The organism is Streptomyces sp. NBC_00996 (assembly GCF_045162675.1).
Classification (GTDB): domain Bacteria; phylum Actinomycetota; class Actinomycetes; order Streptomycetales; family Streptomycetaceae; genus Streptomyces.
The window spans coordinates 6896391-6912340 of sequence record NZ_CP108723.1 but is presented as its reverse complement, the minus strand read 5'-3'; the positions used below and the strand labels follow the sequence as shown (position 1 = coordinate 6912340).

The window sequence follows — 15950 nt, the reverse complement described above, 5'->3', positions numbered from 1 at the left end:
GGTCCGTTATCGAGCTGTGGCCACAGAATGACAACAACGTACGGAAGCGGGGACGGGGCTTGCGGAAGGCAGGGAGGTGTTCGGGGGCGGGCCCTGGCCGGTACCTGGGCGAGGCCGGGGCAGGCCGGTTTTTCGCCCCCTTCGCCCCCACCCGTCCCTTCCTCCTGGGGCTTCGCCCCAGACCCCCCAGGGGGGCCGCCCCCCTGAACCCCCGGCGGGGACTCCGCCCCCAGCCCCACCAGAGCTCCCCCCTGGCCCCCAACGCCGGACGGGCTGAACCACCACCGGCCGGGGCCGAAAGATCGAGTCGATGCTCGACGGTTCGGCCCCGGCCGGAGATCCTCAGCCCGTCCGGCGTTCGAGGACTAGCGCGTCGGCGGGGGTCTGGAGGCGGCAGCCCCCAGGTATACGGGACGTGGGTAGGGGCGGAGGGGGCGAACAAGGGCTCGGTCACCGCGGTGGGCGCGCGGCACGCACAGGCGGGGGTGAAGCCCGAGCTTCACCCCCGCCTGCGTTCACGCATCGTCTACGTACCCTCGGGCACTCACTTCGTGTTGACGGTGACCTTGCCGTCGATGATGTCCTGCTTGGCCTTGTCGACGGCGGCGACGACGTCCGCCATGGCCTTGTACTTCGGGTTGGTGTCCGCGAAGCCGACACCACCGTTGTCGAGGCCGCCGCGGACCACGCCGGTCTTGGGCTTGCCCTCGTACACCGACTTCACCAGGTCATAGACCGCGCCGCCGACGTTCTTCAGGGCCGAGCCGAGGATGTAGTCCTTGTACTTGGCCAGCGCCGTCTGCGAGTACTGGTCGGAGTCGACGCCGATGGCCCACACCTTCTTGGACGCGGCCTCGGAGATCACGCCCTGACCGGAGAGACCGGCCGCGTGGTACAGGACGTCGGCGCCCGCCTCGATCTGGCCGCTCGCGGCGTCCTTGCCCTTGTCGGGGCTGGAGAAGCCGCCCTCCTGGGCCGTCTGGGTCAGGTACTGCTTCTCGATCTTGATCTTCGGGTTGACCGACTGCGCGCCCTGGACGTAACCGGCCTCGAACTTGTGGATCAGCGGGATGTCCACGCCGCCGATGAAGCCGATGTGGTTCTTCTTGGTCGCCTTGGCTGCGGCGACGCCCGCCAGGTAGGAGGCCTGCTCCTCGTGGAAGACCATGTCGGCGACGTTCGCGGCCTTGTCCTGCTCGTCGTCGATGATGCCGAAGGTGGTCTTCGGGTACTTCGCCGCGACCTCCTTGACGGCGGGCGCGTAGACGAAGCCGACACCGATCACCGGGTTGTAGCCCGCCTTGGCGAGCTGCTCCAGGCGCTGCACCTTGTCGGCGTTGGACTCGCCGTCCTGCGGCTCGATGTCCCGGCCGCCGATCTTGAACTCCTTCTCGGCCTTCTGGAAACCGGCGTACGCGGCGTCGTTGAAGGACTGGTCGCCCTTGCCGCCGATGTCGTACGCGAGACCGATGCCCTTGCCGGAGTACTTGCCGGACTCGTCGGAACTGCTTCCGCTGTCTTTACTGGAGCTGCCGCAACCGGCGGCGGCCAGGGCGACGACCGCTACGGTCACCGCGGCTTGGGAGAACCTCGTCCTCCGAGATATCAGACGCACAGCAAGCACCCTTCATCCCCACGGCACCGTCGCCGGACCGCATCCCCAATTCGCCGTCACCGCAGCGATTTCGGCGCACAGTAACGCGCGTAGAAGGGGAGGGGAACGGTGTTTCTCGTGGCCGTTATCGAACCGTGCCGCCACCGGGTTACGTTTGCGCGCCACCAGTTACGGCCGGGTGACGCAAGTGGATGAAACGGTATCAACGGGGGCATCGAATCAGCCACCCATCGGTATCCTCTCGGCCCCTCACGCCCCTCGCGCGCTCGGCCTGCCCGCCCTCCCGGCGACGGCCGCCATGTCAGTCCGCCGCGTCCAGCAGCGCTGCCGCCGTGAACAGCTCGACCCCGACCGTGATGGCCGACTCGTCCGCGTCGAAGTCGCCCCGGTGCAGGTCACGACTGGTCCGGTCGCCCGGCGTACGGACGCCGAGTCGGGCCATCGCGCCGGGCACGTGCTCCAGGTACCAGGAGAAGTCCTCGCCGCCGAGGCTCTGTTCGGTGTCCTCGATGGAGTGCGTCCCGCGCCGGGCGGTCATGGCGTCGCGGAGGAGTTCCGTGACGGCCGGGTCGTTGACGACCGGCGGGACGCCCCGGATGTAGTTGATCTCGGACTTGGCGCGGTACAGGTTCGCGATCTCGTCGATGGCCGCGTGCACCAGGTCGGGCGCGGCCCGCCAGGCGTCGAGGTCCAGGCAGCGCACGGTCCCGGAGAGTTCGGCGTGCTGCGGGATGACGTTGCAGGCGTGGCCGGACTCGATCCGTCCCCAGGTCACGGCGAGCCCGCTGCGGGCGTCGACCCGCCGGGCGACGAGAGCGGGTACGTCGGTCACGACGCGGGCGGCGGCGGTGACGAGGTCGGTGGTGAGGTGAGGGCGCGCGGTGTGACCGCCCGCGCCGTCGAGTGAGACTTCGAGCCGGTCGCACGCAGAGGTGATGGCGCCGTGCCGCAGACCGATGCGCCCCGCGTCCACCCTCGGGTCGCAGTGCACGCCGATGATCTGCCCGACGCCGTCGAGGACGCCCGACTCGATCGCGTCCGGGGCGCCGCCGGGCAGCACCTCCTCCGCGGGCTGGAAGATCAGCCGTACGGGCCTGGGCAGCCGCCCCTCGCGGTGCAGCTCGGCGAGGACGAGCCCGGCGCCGAGGACGACCGTGGTGTGCACGTCGTGGCCGCAGGCGTGCGCGCGGTCGGGCACGGTCGACCGGTACGCGCACTCGGTCTTCGTGTCCGGAATGGGCAGCGCGTCGATGTCGGCGCGCAGCGCGAGCATGGGCCGTACGCCGTCCCAGTCGCCGATGTCACAGATGAGGCCGGTCCCGGTGTCGAGGACGCGCGGCTTCAGGCCCGCCTGCTCCAGGCGCGCCTTCAGCGCCGCCGTGGTGCGGAACTCCTGGTTGCCGAGCTCCGGGTGCATGTGCAAGTCGCGGCGGAACGCGACAAGTTCGGCGCGCAGTGCCTCGGGCAGCGCACCGGGGAGCTGCGGGTCCCCGGGGAGATCGGCCTCGGACTCTCGGGACATCAGATGGTTCACCCTCTGAAGGGTAGGGCGACGAGGTGGCCAACTAACCCACGATCAACAAAAGATCAACCCGTTAGGGGAAGAAAACTGGCCGCGCGGCGCATAGATTTCTACGGGGATGGGTAAACTCGCCCAGCTTTCGGGGCGATTGGATCTTGCGGGGGCCTGATCACAGCCTGTCCCGATCGTCTCGCGATGCACGACACTCGGGCATCCGCGTGGATTCTCACACACAAGCGATACTACGGACTCACCCTCGGCCCAGCCCGTCCGGACCCGCCGCGCCGACGGGCGGCCGGTGAGGGGCAGGCGGAGGCCTCCATCGACGGCCGCAGTCTGCTCAGCAGTGCGGAGAGCGGACGACGGCCACCCTGCTGTCCGCCGCCGTCTTCACGTCGCTGCTCGGCCGCTTCGGCGACCAGCCCGGCAAGACGGGGTACCGTGCTCGCCGTACTCGGCGTCATGGTCGTGGGCTCCGTCCCGGCCGCCGTGACGCACTCGCTCGGGTGGCTCGTCGTCGGCCGGATTCTCCAGGGCGCGCAACGCGGTCCTCCCGCTGGCCCTGTCCGCCCTACGGGAGGAGGTGTGCCCGGCCAAGTTGCTCGGCGCCATGGCCCTCGTCATTGACCGGCGCCCCGATCACCTCGTCGAGCGGCGCGGTCGAGGCAGCCGAGGCATACCGGGCAGTCACGTCCGACGGGCCTGACGCCTCGACCGGAGGCCGGGCCCCCTCAGTCGCGGAACCATCACCGCCACACGGCTGTTGCGACACGGACCGTGAGTCCCGAGCCCGCGACGGGCACCCTGCGCACATGCAGGCGTGCGGATGCGGCGAGGAGCAGATCCCCTGGATGCTGGCGAAGTTCGGGCTGCTCGGAACGGCGGGGCTGGTGCTTGCCGGCCTCGTCCTGATGATGCTCGCGGGCTGGGCGCTGGGGTGGAGCGTTTGGTTGGTGCGGAGGCGGGGCGAGCGGACACGCCCGACTGCCGAGGACGAGGGGCTCGCGGGTTTCACCTGGCGCGATGACGAGCCGTAGGTGCCGGCCGGCGGACCGCCCTCGGCCGCCCGGCCCAGGACGAAGAGCGCGAGCAGCGCGCCTCAGCGGGCGTCGCCCGTCTCGTCCTGCTCGCCCTTCACCACCTCCTTCGAGGGCGCGACGAAGCCGGAGGTGTCCAGGTCGAAGTCGAAGGGCGCGGGCACGTGGAGCGGCCGTCCGAAGGGGACGGTGGCGCGAGAGCGGTACCCCTTCGGGGACGGGTCCCAGAAGGCGGTGATGTCTTCGGCCTGCATGTCCAGGACGAGGTAGACGGGGACTACGCGGCCATAGGTGTCCAGCTTGTCGAGCCAGTCGACGTCCTTGGTGGACGTGGAGGTCAGCTCGGCGACGAGGGAGAGGGCCGCACCGTCGGCGTGCCGACCTTCAGCTTCGAAGGCGGACTCGTCGGAGACGAAGAGGTCCGGCCCGAAACCGCGCTCGGCGGAAGGGAAGGTGAAGAGGAAGGGCGAGGTCTCCGTGACCGTCCCTTCCGGCGCGTGAGACTCCACCTGCTTTCGCAGGCTGCGCATGGGACGCAGATAGCGCAACTTCGACCACGGTGACACGACGATCTTCCCCCGGATGAGCTCGGCCCTGTAGCCGTCAGGTGTGTCCAGTTCCTCGACGATCCGGAGCATGTCCTCGAACGCTTCGGCTGTCGTGGTCGCCTCTATGGCCATCGGCCGCTCGGTCATGATGCTCACCACGGTCCTCCGCTGCTTGCAGGGCGTATCGCTGCCTCCACGGTAGCCCCGGACAGAGATACCGGCCCGGCCCCGAACCCCGTCCACCCAGACGAGGTAACTCACAGTGACAGTCCGAGCGCTTCTCGGGCAGGCGCGGCTCTCAACTCGAACCACAGCAGCTTTCCGCCCCGCCCGAAGAGGTCGTCCCCGAGCGGGAAGGCCCCCCAGTTGTCCGCCCACTGCCGTACGAGGACCAGCCCGCGACCGCCGTCGGCCTGGTCCGGCACCGAGCGCGGGGGGCGGCGTCGGCCAGGAGGCTTCTCGAAGGGTTCCGGAATGTGCGGGTCGGTGTCCCACACGCTGACGCGTACGCCGGGGGCGTCTTCACCACCGAGGGCGCGCAGCCGGAGGGCGGCGGGGCCGGGAGTGTGCAGGTAGGCGTTGGTGACCAGTTCGGACGTCAACAGCTCGGCTGCGTCGAGGAGTTCCCCCAAGCCGTACGCCGGGAGCACTGCGCGCAGGGTCATGCGGGCGATGCGCGGGGCGCGGGGGTCATGGGGCAGGTGAAGGGCGTACGACCAGGTGTGCGGCGGGGATACGGTGACCATGTCGCCTCCTTGGGGGCGGAGTCCGGTTCGCTCTTCTCCACTTCGACCCGGCGGTGGCATGCCGTGCGCATCGGGCACGCGGTGCGCTTCCGGCTTACGGGGCAAGGCAGTTGAGCGAGGCGAGTAACACCGTAGGGCGTAGCATGGTCTGCATTCCATGTTTCACAGGGAAAGCAGACCTTATTCCCTCGTGTGGGGTACCTCTGCAACATTTGCGCGGACGAGGAGAAGCAGCCGATGCCCGAGCCGAGTTCCCTGCCGACGGTGCGTCGTCGACGCCTCGGCACTGAACTGCGCCGACTACGCGAGCGAGCCGACTTGAGCGTCACCAAGGCGGCTGGGCTGCTGGGCGTTCCTCAGTCCCGCATCAGCAATATCGAGGCAGGGCGCTACGGAGTGAGCGGTGACCGTGTACGCGCCCTCGCAGACCACTACGACTGCACCGACAGCGCACTCGTCGACGCCCTCGCATCGATGACCGGCGAGCGTCGACGCGGCTGGTGGGAGGAGTACCGCGACATCCTCTCGCCGCGCATGCTGGACCTGACCGAGCTGGAGCACCACGCGACGCGGATGCGCGTCGCCCAGATCATCAACATCCCCGGTCTGCTCCAGACCACCGCCCACGCACGGGCGCTTTTCGAGCAGACCGTCCCGCAGCTCAAGCCTCACGAGATCGAGCATCGAGTGTCCCACCGGGTGAAGCGTCAGGCTGTGCTCCACCGCGACCAGCCCCCGCCCTACACGGCGGTCATCCACGAAGCGGCCCTGCGCATGCGCTTCGGAGACCTGGCCACCGCCCGGGACCAGCTGGCCCACCTCATCGAGGTGACCGACCTCGACCACATCACCCTGGCCGTCGTCCCCTTCGACAGCGGCCCGTTCCACACATCAGGCCAGGGAGTCGACTACTTCTACGGTCCGGTGCGGCAGCTAGACGCCGTCCAGATCGACACCGACCACGGAGGCGAACTCATCGACTCCCCCGCCCAGTTGGAGCGCTACCGCCTGGTCCTGGACCGCATGGAGAGCGCCGCCCTCACCCCGGCCAAGTCCCGAGACTTCATCGCCCAACTCATCCAAGACCTGTAGGAAGCCCACCGCCATGCCCGAACTTGACTGGCAAAAGTCGACGTACAGCCAGGAGGCCTCCTCCTGCATCAACCTCGCCACCGCCCCCGACGGAACGATCCGCCTCCGCGAGAGCGACGACCCGGGAGTGGCCCTCACGACCAGTCACAGCCCGCTGCGGAGCCTCATAGCCGCAGTCAAGGGGCAGATCGTGCAGCGAGACGGGTAAGGCACACAGCTCGACACCAAGTTTTGACCCTGGTGGAGCCTGGGGCTCTGTGTTCGGAGCGGCAGTCACATTGTGGATCGGTGCGACCGGCATGACGCTGAGCATCCTCCCTGGCTTCCTGTCGCCGCTTCGCACCATGCGCACATTGCCGACCAAGGAAAAGGCCGCCGAGCCGGTGCGCTGAGGATCCCGGAACCTCGCACTGGAAGGCGCCGTGTCGGCGCTCGCCGAACTGATCAAGGCGGACTTAAACCGCACTCACCGCCGACAACCGATGCACATCCCTCGCCGTCCCCGTAACTCCCGACAAGAACCCCTGCGCCCGCGGTGAGGCGTGTTCGGTCAGCCAGGTCGGGTCGATGTCGCAGACGGCGACGCGGACCTCGGTGCCGGCCAGGGCCAGCGGGAGGGTGTGGACGACCGTCGAGGGGAAGCTCAGGATCGTACGGCCGATGGGGCCGCGGCGGGCGATCAGTTCGAGGGGGAGATCGGGGCGGACTATTTCGAGGCCCGTCTCGACGGCCAGGCGGTGCAGCTTGTCGGTGCTCTCGCGGCGGTGGGCGAAGTAGCGGGTCGCGCCGTGCGTCGTGGCGAGGCTCCGCACCGCCGTCAGGTAGCGGTCCGGGTCGACCACACCCGTCTCGACCAGGGACGTGCCGACCAGGTCCGCACCCTTGGTGATGCGGGGCGGGCCGAAGCGGGCGCGGGTCCAGGAGAAGTCGTTGACGGTGATGCGGACGCCGTCCGGGGCCGAGTCGATCGGCATGGAGGAGAAGACCTCGACCGTGCGGCGGTCGTTCGGGGTCAGCCGGCGGCGCGCCGAGGCCGACACCGGGGCGAAGATCACGTCACGGGCGCCCGGACGGCCACCGCGCCGGTGCCAGCGCACCAGGCGCTCGCCGCGGGCGAGTTGGGCGACGAACTCCATCGTCGCGGTGCCGTCGTCGACCACGACCAGGTCGCGGGCGCGGGTGATCGTCAGCAACAGCTGTACGTAACGGGAGAAGGGGTCTCCCATGACGATGCGCTTGGCTTTGCGGAGCAGCGGGGCCAGGCCGCCGATCGTGTGGAAGGGGGCCGTGGTGCCGCCGCGCGCCTCCTCCCAGCGGACCTGGTGGCCCTCGTCGCGGGCCAGTTCCGCCATGCGGCGCAGCTGACCGCGGGTCATCGGGTCGTTGGGAGAGAGGACGACGAGGGTGAGCCCCGCGCCGGACACCGGCCCGGCCACCCCGGAGGCCCCCACGCCGGACACCGGCCCGGCCATCCCCAAGGCCCCCACGCCGGACACCGGCCCGGTCGCCTCGGAGGGCCCCGCGCCGGGCGCCGTGGTGCTGTGGGCATGCGCGTGCGCCCACTCCAGCACGTTCAGGAGCTGTACCGGACTCTCGACGAAGGCGAGAGTGTGGGAGCCGGCGGAACCGGCGCGGGGGCTCATCGTCGTACGACCGTCCCGTCGTAAGAAAATCAGGGCCGTCAGACCGCGACCGGCTCGCCCGCGGCCGCGGCGATCTCCGCCTCGGCGACGACGCCCGTGACGCGGCGCAGCTTCTTCATGGGGCCGAGCTCGGACTCGTAGACCTTCTTGACACCGTCGCCGAGGGAGGCCTCGATGGTGCGGATGTCGCGGACGAGGCGGGTCAGGCCCTGCGGCTCGACCGAGGCGGCCTGGTCCGAGCCCCACATGGCGCGGTCGAGGGTGATGTGACGCTCGACGAAGGTGGCGCCGAGGGCGACCGCGGCGAGCGTGGTCTGCAGGCCCGTCTCGTGGCCGGAGTAGCCGATCGGGACGTTCGGGTACTCGGCCTGCAGGGTGTTGATGACACGCAGGTTGAGCTCCTCGGCCTTCGCCGGGTAGGTCGACGTGGCGTGGCAGAGCAGGATGTTGTCCGAGCCGAGGACCTCGACCGCGTGGCGGATCTGCTTCGGGGTGGACATGCCGGTGGAGAGGATGACCGTGCGGCCGGTGGCGCGCAGGGCGCGCAGCAGCTCGTCGTCGGTCAGGGACGCGGACGCGACCTTGTGGGCCGGGACGTCGAACTTCTCCAGGAAGGCGACGGCCTCGGTGTCCCACGGGGAGGCGAACCAGTCGATGTTCTTGCTCTTGGCGTAGTCGTCGATCTGGCGGTACTCGTCCTCGCCGAACTCGACGCGGTGGCGGTAGTCGATGTACGTCATCCGGCCCCAGGGTGTGTCGCGCTCGATGTCCCACTGGTCGCGCGGGGTGCAGATCTCCGGGGTGCGCTTCTGGAACTTGACGGCGTCGCAGCCGGCCTCGGCGGCCGCGTCGATCAGCTTGAAGGCGTTCTCGAGCTCGCCGTTGTGGTTGATGCCGATCTCACCGACGACGTAGACGGGGTGACCCGGGCCGGCGGTCTTCGAACCGAACGTGCGCAGACGGGAGTTGGTGCTCATGGTGGAGAAGTTCCTTAACTGTCGAGGGAGTCGAGAGAAGGGCCGAGGATCCAGCTGGCGATCTCTCGGATCGCGCCGTCGCCGCCGGGGACGGTGGTGACCGCGCGTGCGGCGCCGCGCACGACGTCGTGGGCGCTCGCGACCGCCACGGGCCAGCCCACGAGGGCGAAGCACGGGAGGTCGTTGACGTCGTTGCCGACGTAGAGCACGCGCTCAGGCGCGATGCCCTGCTCCTCGCACCACTGCTTCAGTGCGAGGTCTTTCCGGTCGATGCCGTGGAGGACCGGGATCTGCAGCTTCCGGGCTCTGGCGGCGACTACCGGGTTCTTTTCCGTGGACAGGATCAGCATCGTCAGACCGCTCTTGCGGAGGGCGGCGATACCGAGGCCGTCCCCGCGGTGCACGGAGACGAACTCCCGTCCGTCGGAGTCGATCAGCACCCTGTCGTCGGTCTGGGTGCCGTCGAAGTCGAGGACGACCGCGTCGATGTCGTCGGCGGTCGGAAGGGCGCCCGGACGTGAGGCATCGAACAGGGGCGCCAACGCCCTTGCCCGGGCGAGGTCGTGCGGGTCGTCGATCTCCAGCACGCGGGCCGGGTCGGTGCGCACCAGTTCCGTACGCCCGAAAAAGCGGTGCTGGTGCTCGCGCAGGCCCGCCGCGTCCATGGCGTACGCGGCGCCGGTCTCCAGGAGGTCCTGGGGCCGGTCCTGACGGCGCGGACGGAAGGACTTGTCGTGGTTGACGCCGTAACCGCCCTCCGTGGTCGTGGAGTTGGCGACCTTGGTGGCGCCGCCGACCGCACCCGTGCGGGTGGTCTCGACGACCTGGGGGTCGTCCGCCGCGTCCCGCCAGATGAAGCCGTGGAACGGGGCCACTGTCAGGGCCGTGTCCGCGCCGTTCTCGACGACCGCCGCGGCGACGCCGTCGATGTCCTCGCGGACGATGAACGGGCTGGTGCACTGGACGAGGAGGACCACGTCGACCGCCGCGCCGTGCAGCGTCTCGTGGGCGTCCATGGCGTGCAGGACGGCCGCCTCGGAGGTGGCGGTGTCGCCGGCGATGGCGGCGGGGCGCAGCACGACCTCGGCGCCGGCCTCACGGGCCGCGGAGGCGATCGCCTGGTCGTCCGTGGAGACCACGACGTCCGTGACGAGCCGGGTCGCGCGGCACTCGCGCACCGCGCGGGCCACCAGCGGCACACCGCCGACCGGGAGGAGGTTCTTCGCGGGCACGCCCTTGGAGCCGCCGCGCGCGGGGATCACCGCGAGCACGCGGCGCACTGGCGCCGCTTGGCCCGCTTCGGAGTTGGTCATGCGCTGTTCTCCTTGACGAGGGAGGCGAGAAAGGCGTGGGGGGCGAGGGGTCCCAGGGCTCTGGGCTGCGTCGCTCACAGCTCGCCCATCCGCCGGATCACCGGAGCCACCCGCTGGACGCCGTGGCGGTAGGCGCCGCGGGCCGCCCTGCGCACGATCTGCCGTACGGGGCTCGGCTCCTTGTCCGCCGCGGGCGCGCCGGGCAGCGGGCTGCCGTCCGGGCCGAGGTGGTGGCGGGCGAGGATGCCGGGCAGATAGCCGGGCGCGGTGACGGGCGTGTAGTAGGGGGCGAGGGCCGGGAGCCTGTCCGCTTCCAGCAGCTCCGTGATGCGGAACCGGGCCACGTCGAAGGCCCTCTCGTAGGACCCTCCCCCAGAGGGGGTACCCCCAACGGCGACGCCCTGCCGGGCCACCCACGCCGCGTCGGGCGACGGCCGGTGTCCGGCGTCGAGCTGGTCCCAGGAGGCGAGGCAGCCCGAGCCCACGAAATGGTGGTTGCCGAGCGCCTCGCGCACCCCGAGATCGCTCAGGACGACGGTGGGGATCCGGCGGTGCAGGGACTCCAGGGCCGCCGTGGAGCTGACGGTGACCAGCAGGTCGGTGCGGTCGAGGACCTCGCCCATGTGCCCGTAGACCAGGCGGAAGTTGGCCGGCGGGTCCGCCTTCTGCACCAGCTTCTGGTAGGGCAGCTCCTCGATGTGCGTGGTGTGCTCGCCCGGCTTGGAGCGCAGCTTCAGCAGGACCTCGCGGTCCGGGTGCAGCCGTGCGTGCTGGATCAGCCGGTTCAGCAGGTACGTACGGTCCTTGCGGCTCTCCGGTACGGAGGGCTGGGCGGCGAACACGACCGTGTACGGGTCGTGCCCCCCGGCGGGGTACGCCGTGCCGCCCAGGAAGGGCAGTGCGACCTCGGTCACCGACGAGGCGTCGGCGCCGACTCCTTCGTACACGGCCCGGAAACTGTCCGCGTCCTGACGGGAGTTGGCGAGGACGAGGTCCGCACCATGCCGTAGCAGCAGACCGTCGGCGAGCTTCTCGTAGACGACACCGACATAGCCGGTGACGATCACGGGCCGCTTCTCGCGCCCCTCCCAGGCGTGTGCCAGGCCGTGCAGCATCGCCTGGACGGCGCCGCCGACGAGGGCGAGGACCAGTACGTCGTACTGCTCCTTCGCCATCTCGCGCAGGAATTCGACAGCGGTGACCTCGCGGAGGGAATCCGCGCGGACGCCGACTTCTTCGAGCTGGCGGGCGGTGGGAGTGGCACGGCCGCGCAGGAGGAATCCGTCGAGGCGGATGTCCGATTCGGCAGGAGAAATACGGTTCGCGGTGAGCGAACCCCATTTCCACCGAGTATCGGAATCCGCGAGGACGGCGACCCGCAGGGACTTCGTGGTACTTGCTGGCACGCCCAAGACGCTAGGAAGCCATTTCGAGTTGCGGCCCAACCTGAATGCAACAAAGGGTTAACAGCACATCGACGAATGGCGAATCGGGCCGGTTACGCACGGCAAAAAAGCCTGGTTCACAGCTTCGCCACGCGCCGTTCACCTGACATCAAGCCGCCGGTCAAGACGAATGCCGGGCCGCCGCCTAACGTCACGTGGGTGGTCAAGCTCTCCGTCATCGTGCCGTTCTACAACGTGCAGCAATATGCGCCCGACACCCTGAAGAGCCTGCGTGCGAACGCTCGCGCAGACTTCGAATTCATTCTCGTCGACGACTGCTCGCGCGACGAGACACCGGACATTCTCGCGCGCGCGGAGCGCGAGCTCCCGGGCGCGGTGTATGTCAGACACGAGAAGAACGGAGGACTGGCCACCGCACGCAACACCGGGATCGACAAGGCGCGCGGCGACTACCTCACGTTCCTCGACGGGGACGACTGGCTCGCCCCCGGCTATTACGAGCAGCTCCTCGCCTCCATCGAGGACTTGGGCTGCGACTTCGTCCGTACGGACCATGTCCAGTGCACCGCCCGAGCCCGCACCATCCACCGCGTTCCGCACGGCCGGCGGGGAGTGGTGATGCATCCGCGCGACGCGATCCTGCCCGCCGACCGGTCCACCTCCGTCGACTACGCCTACGCCTGGGCGGGCATCTACCACCGCCGGCTGGTCGACCGCGGCCTGCTCCACTTCACCGACGGGCTGCGTACGGCCGAGGACCGGCCGTGGATCTGGAAGCTGCACCGGGAGGCGGAATCCTTCGCCACGGTGGGGCTGCTCGGCGTGTTCTACCGGCGTGGCGTAGCCTCCTCTCTCACCCAGATCGGTGATGTGCGTCAGCTCGATTTCATTCGCGCGTTCGACCAGGTGGTGGCCGAAACCGCCACGGACCGTGACGCGGAAAAACTCCTGCCCAAAGCCGTGCGCACGTATTGCGCGATTATTTCCCATCACCTGGGATCCATCGAAAGGTTCGAGCCAGCGGTGGCACGGAAACTCAAGTCGATGAGCGCAGTCGCCCTGCGGCGCATGCCGCAGGACGTGCTCGACGACGCCCTCGACTCGATGGATGTCCAGCGCGCCACGCGCCTGCGCCGGCTGCGCCGCCGTCCCGCTCCGGCCGCGGGGGTGGCCGCGTGACCACCCAGATCTTCATGGCGTCCACGCTGTACGGCACGGCCACGCTCGCCGCTGCCCTGGACACCGAGTGTTTCGCGCCGGCCGACCGGCGCATCCTGCTCGCCTCCAACAACGCGGCGACACCCGAGACGACGCCCGGCGTGGACGAGATGCCCGGCTTCGAGCGGCTGCGCGGCCGCTTCGACGACGTGATCTCCTGGAACGAGACCATCTCCCCCTTCCACCCCGGCGGTTGGGCCCCGCGGCTCGACGACGTCCCCCTGTGGGAGCGGCATCTGCGGCTCGCCTGGAACCTCGGCGACGACGACATCGAGCTGGCCGTCGAGTCGATCCAGGTGAACCCGGCGCTCGGCATCGCGCAGATCTTCACCGGCGCGCCCGTCACCGTGTACGCCGACGGTCTGATGAGCTACGGCCCCACCCGCAACAAGATCGACCCGCTGGTCGGCACCCGGGTGGACCGGCTGCTCCACCTGGACCTGGTCCCCGGCCTCAAGCCGCTGCTCCTCACGGAGTTCGACGTCGAGCCGGAGATCGTGCCCACGGACGCCTTCGTGAAGGTCCTCGCCGAACTCGTCGACACCGGTGACGCGTTGCCGTCGATCGACGAACCGGCGCTGCTGCTCGGCCAGTACCTCTCCGCGCTGGACATCCTCACCGCCGAGGAGGAGGAGAACCTCCACGTACGGATGCTGAAGGGCGCCCTCGCACTCGGTCACACCCGTGTGGTGTTCAAGCCGCACCCGTCGGCCCCGGCCCGCTGGTCGCGGCTGCTGGAGAAGGAGGCCGAGAGGCTAGGTGCCGACCTCACCGTCCTTGACACCCCGGTCCTCGCCGAGGTGCTCTACCAGCGGATGCGCCCCGCCCTGGTCGTCGGCTGCTTCTCCACCGCACTGCTCACGGCGTCCGCGCTGTACGGCCTGCCGGTCGCCCGCATCGGCACCGAGTCGCTGCTCGACCGCCTCACGCCGTACGAGAACAGCAACCGCATCCCCGTCACGATCGTGGACACCCTGTTGCCCGAGCTGTCCGACAAGGCGGCGGTCACCGAGCAGCGGCGCGGTCTGGACGTCACGGCCCTGACCGGACTCGTACGCGCCGTTGGATTCGCCATGCAGCCGAAGATCTACCCGGACCTGCGCAAGGCCGCCGAGGACTATCTGACGCGCCATCTGAACCAGTACACCTGGCGGTACTTCAAGCGCCGACGGCTCACTTCCCTGGCGCTGCCCGGCGCGGTCCCCTCGCAGCTCGCCTTCATTCCACGCAACGCGACGGTACGCCGCGTGGCGCGCCGCGCCCGGTCGTTGAAGCGGGCGACGCTCGGATGACCGCCTCCGCCGCGGCGTCGGCCTCCACGTCCGCTCCGGCGGACACCACGCTCCCGAAGTCCGCGCCGGAAACCGGTGCGGACGGAGTCCCGCCCCGGATACTGCCCCGGGCGCACGCGCCACGCCTGCGTGCGCTCGACGGACTGCGGCTCATCGCCGCGCTGATGGTAGCCGCGTACCACTACGGCGGCCGCGACGGCGAGGTCGCGCAGGCGTGGGGCAGTTCCGCGAAGCACCAGTTCCCCATGCTCCACTCGTACTTCGCGTACGGCTGTCTGGGCGTCCAGGTCTTCTTCGTGATCAGCGGTTTCGTGATCTGCATGAGCGGCTGGGGCCGGCCTCTGCGGTCGTTCTTCGCTTCCCGCGCCTCCCGTCTGCTTCCCGCGTACTGGGCGGCGATCATCATCGTGACGGCTGTGTTCGCGCTGCCCGTGGTCGCGTACAAGGCGGTCTCGCCGAGCGACGCCCTGGTGAACCTGACGATGCTCCAGCAACCCCTGGGTGTGGACCGGGTGCTGGGCGTCTGCTGGACGCTGTGGGCCGAGGTCCGCTTCTACGCCCTCTTCGCCCTGTGCATCGTCCTGCCGGGCGCCAACCGGCAGCGGGTGATCCTCTTCTGCGCGGGCTGGACGCTGGCGGCCGCGTTCGCGCAGGCCGCGAACGAGCCCCTGCTGAACATCGTCCTGATGCCGGAGTACGCGTCGTACTTCATCGGCGGCGTCGGCCTCTACCTGATCCACCGCGACCGGCGCGACGCCTACGCCTGGGGCATCGTCGGGGTCAGCTGGCTGATCGGCCAGCACTACGCCGTGGTGAAGCTGTGGCACGCCCCGAACCCGGACTTCTTCTCCTACCGCTCGTCGTTCGGCATCATGCTGGTCGTCACGCTCGGCTATGTGGCGGTGGCCGCCATCGCACTCGGCTGGCTGAACTGGGCGAACTGGCGCTGGCTGAGCGTCGCCGGCGCCCTGACGTACCCCTTCTACCTGGTCCACGAACACCTGGGCTGGGTCGTCATCAAGGCCTACCACCAGACGTTGCACATCCCGTCGTACGGCACGTTCCTGCTGACGGTCGCCACGATGCTGCTGGTGGCCTGGCTGCTGAACCGGTACGTGGAGAAGTGGCTGACGCCACGGCTGCGCGCGGAGCTGAACCGTAGGCCCCTCCCGAGCCGCCAGGGCTAGACGGTGCCTGCGTCGCGCTCCACAGCGCGGCGCAGGCACCCGCGCCTCTCCTCACTACCTTCTGGAGTCCGTGGCGGCTCGTCAGGCCACTTGCCGTGGAGCGGTCCGGAAAAGCGCATGGCGGCCCGTGCAGCGAGCCCGGTCGCGGCGCAGGGCGTCGGAGAACACAGGTACGACATGCCAGCCAAGGCTCCTGAGAATCCCGAATGCCGGCTCATGCCGACTCCGGACGGCTAAATTCCACCAATCCAATTCGCACATCGCACCCGGCATCGATCTGGGTTCATTGCCTTGTTCCACCGCCGACTCCGGCGGCACCGCAAACCGCCACCGCCACCGCTACCGCCACCGCCA

The 15950-nt window shown here is 69.6% G+C and carries 14 protein-coding genes; 6 read left to right on the top strand and 8 right to left on the bottom strand.

Features of this window, described 5'->3' with window-relative positions; genetic code table 11:
• Positions 1-544 precede the first annotated feature (544 nt).
• Both OG390_RS32500 and OG390_RS32495 read right to left on the bottom strand, forming a co-directional pair.
• Complete coding sequence (locus OG390_RS32500) at positions 545-1573, bottom strand: BMP family protein (protein ID WP_406172937.1); 1029 nt, start codon at positions 1571-1573, stop codon at positions 545-547.
• 343 nt (positions 1574-1916) lie between these two features.
• Complete coding sequence (locus OG390_RS32495) at positions 1917-3137, bottom strand: M20 family metallopeptidase (RefSeq protein ID WP_406177975.1); 1221 nt, start codon at positions 3135-3137, stop codon at positions 1917-1919.
• Between the two features lie 812 nt (positions 3138-3949).
• Here OG390_RS32495 and OG390_RS32490 point away from each other — a divergent pair.
• A complete protein-coding gene (locus tag OG390_RS32490) occupies positions 3950-4174 on the top strand; it encodes a hypothetical protein (RefSeq protein ID WP_406172936.1) in 225 nt (74 codons plus the stop codon).
• 62 nt (positions 4175-4236) lie between these two features.
• Here OG390_RS32490 and OG390_RS32485 read toward each other — a convergent pair whose 3' ends face one another.
• Both OG390_RS32485 and OG390_RS32480 read right to left on the bottom strand, forming a co-directional pair.
• Positions 4237-4869 (bottom strand): Uma2 family endonuclease, encoded by a 633-nt coding sequence (locus tag OG390_RS32485; RefSeq protein WP_406177973.1) that lies wholly within the window; start codon positions 4867-4869, stop codon positions 4237-4239.
• A gap of 110 nt (positions 4870-4979) precedes the next feature.
• A complete protein-coding gene (locus tag OG390_RS32480; RefSeq protein ID WP_406172935.1) occupies positions 4980-5468 on the bottom strand; it encodes an ATP-binding protein in 489 nt (162 codons plus the stop codon).
• Positions 5469-5705: 237 nt separating this feature from the next.
• Here OG390_RS32480 and OG390_RS32475 point away from each other — a divergent pair, with 237 nt between their 5' ends.
• Both OG390_RS32475 and OG390_RS32470 read left to right on the top strand, forming a co-directional pair.
• Positions 5706-6560 (top strand): helix-turn-helix domain-containing protein, encoded by an 855-nt coding sequence (locus OG390_RS32475; RefSeq protein WP_406172934.1) that lies wholly within the window; start codon positions 5706-5708, stop codon positions 6558-6560.
• A gap of 13 nt (positions 6561-6573) precedes the next feature.
• Positions 6574-6768 (top strand): DUF397 domain-containing protein, encoded by a 195-nt coding sequence (locus tag OG390_RS32470; RefSeq protein WP_406172933.1) that lies wholly within the window; start codon positions 6574-6576, stop codon positions 6766-6768.
• Positions 6769-7015: 247 nt separating this feature from the next.
• Here the strand turns inward: OG390_RS32470 and OG390_RS32465 are convergent, their stop codons facing one another.
• From OG390_RS32465 to OG390_RS32450, 4 genes are all read right to left on the bottom strand, one after another.
• The gene (locus OG390_RS32465; RefSeq protein WP_406172932.1) at positions 7016-8203 is read right to left on the bottom strand and encodes a hypothetical protein; all 1188 of its coding nucleotides are present in this window, start codon (positions 8201-8203) and stop codon (positions 7016-7018) included.
• A 38-nt stretch (positions 8204-8241) separates the two neighbouring features.
• Positions 8242-9180, bottom strand: a complete 939-nt coding sequence (locus OG390_RS32460; protein ID WP_399076830.1) for an N-acetylneuraminate synthase family protein — start codon at positions 9178-9180, stop codon at positions 8242-8244.
• 14 nt (positions 9181-9194) lie between these two features.
• The gene (locus tag OG390_RS32455; RefSeq protein ID WP_406172931.1) at positions 9195-10493 is read right to left on the bottom strand and encodes a cytidylyltransferase domain-containing protein; all 1299 of its coding nucleotides are present in this window, start codon (positions 10491-10493) and stop codon (positions 9195-9197) included.
• A gap of 74 nt (positions 10494-10567) precedes the next feature.
• Positions 10568-11899: a DUF6716 putative glycosyltransferase gene (locus OG390_RS32450; protein WP_406172930.1), complete on the bottom strand. Its 1332-nt coding sequence runs from the start codon at positions 11897-11899 to the stop codon at positions 10568-10570.
• A 198-nt stretch (positions 11900-12097) separates the two neighbouring features.
• Here OG390_RS32450 and OG390_RS32445 point away from each other — a divergent pair, with 198 nt between their 5' ends.
• Genes OG390_RS32445 through OG390_RS32435 form a run of 3 tightly spaced genes read left to right on the top strand, consistent with a single transcriptional unit; the run spans position 12098 to position 15596 of the window.
• Complete coding sequence (locus OG390_RS32445) at positions 12098-13078, top strand: glycosyltransferase family 2 protein (RefSeq protein ID WP_406177971.1); 981 nt, start codon at positions 12098-12100, stop codon at positions 13076-13078.
• On the top strand, positions 13075-14409 hold the full coding sequence (locus OG390_RS32440) for an alpha-2,8-polysialyltransferase family protein (protein ID WP_406172929.1): 1335 nt from the start codon (positions 13075-13077) through the stop codon (positions 14407-14409). The genes OG390_RS32445 and OG390_RS32440 overlap by 4 nt, the downstream gene beginning before the upstream one ends.
• A complete protein-coding gene (locus OG390_RS32435) occupies positions 14406-15596 on the top strand; it encodes an acyltransferase family protein (RefSeq protein WP_406172928.1) in 1191 nt (396 codons plus the stop codon). Before OG390_RS32440 ends, OG390_RS32435 begins: the two co-directional genes overlap by 4 nt.
• Positions 15597-15950: the final 354 nt, after the last annotated feature.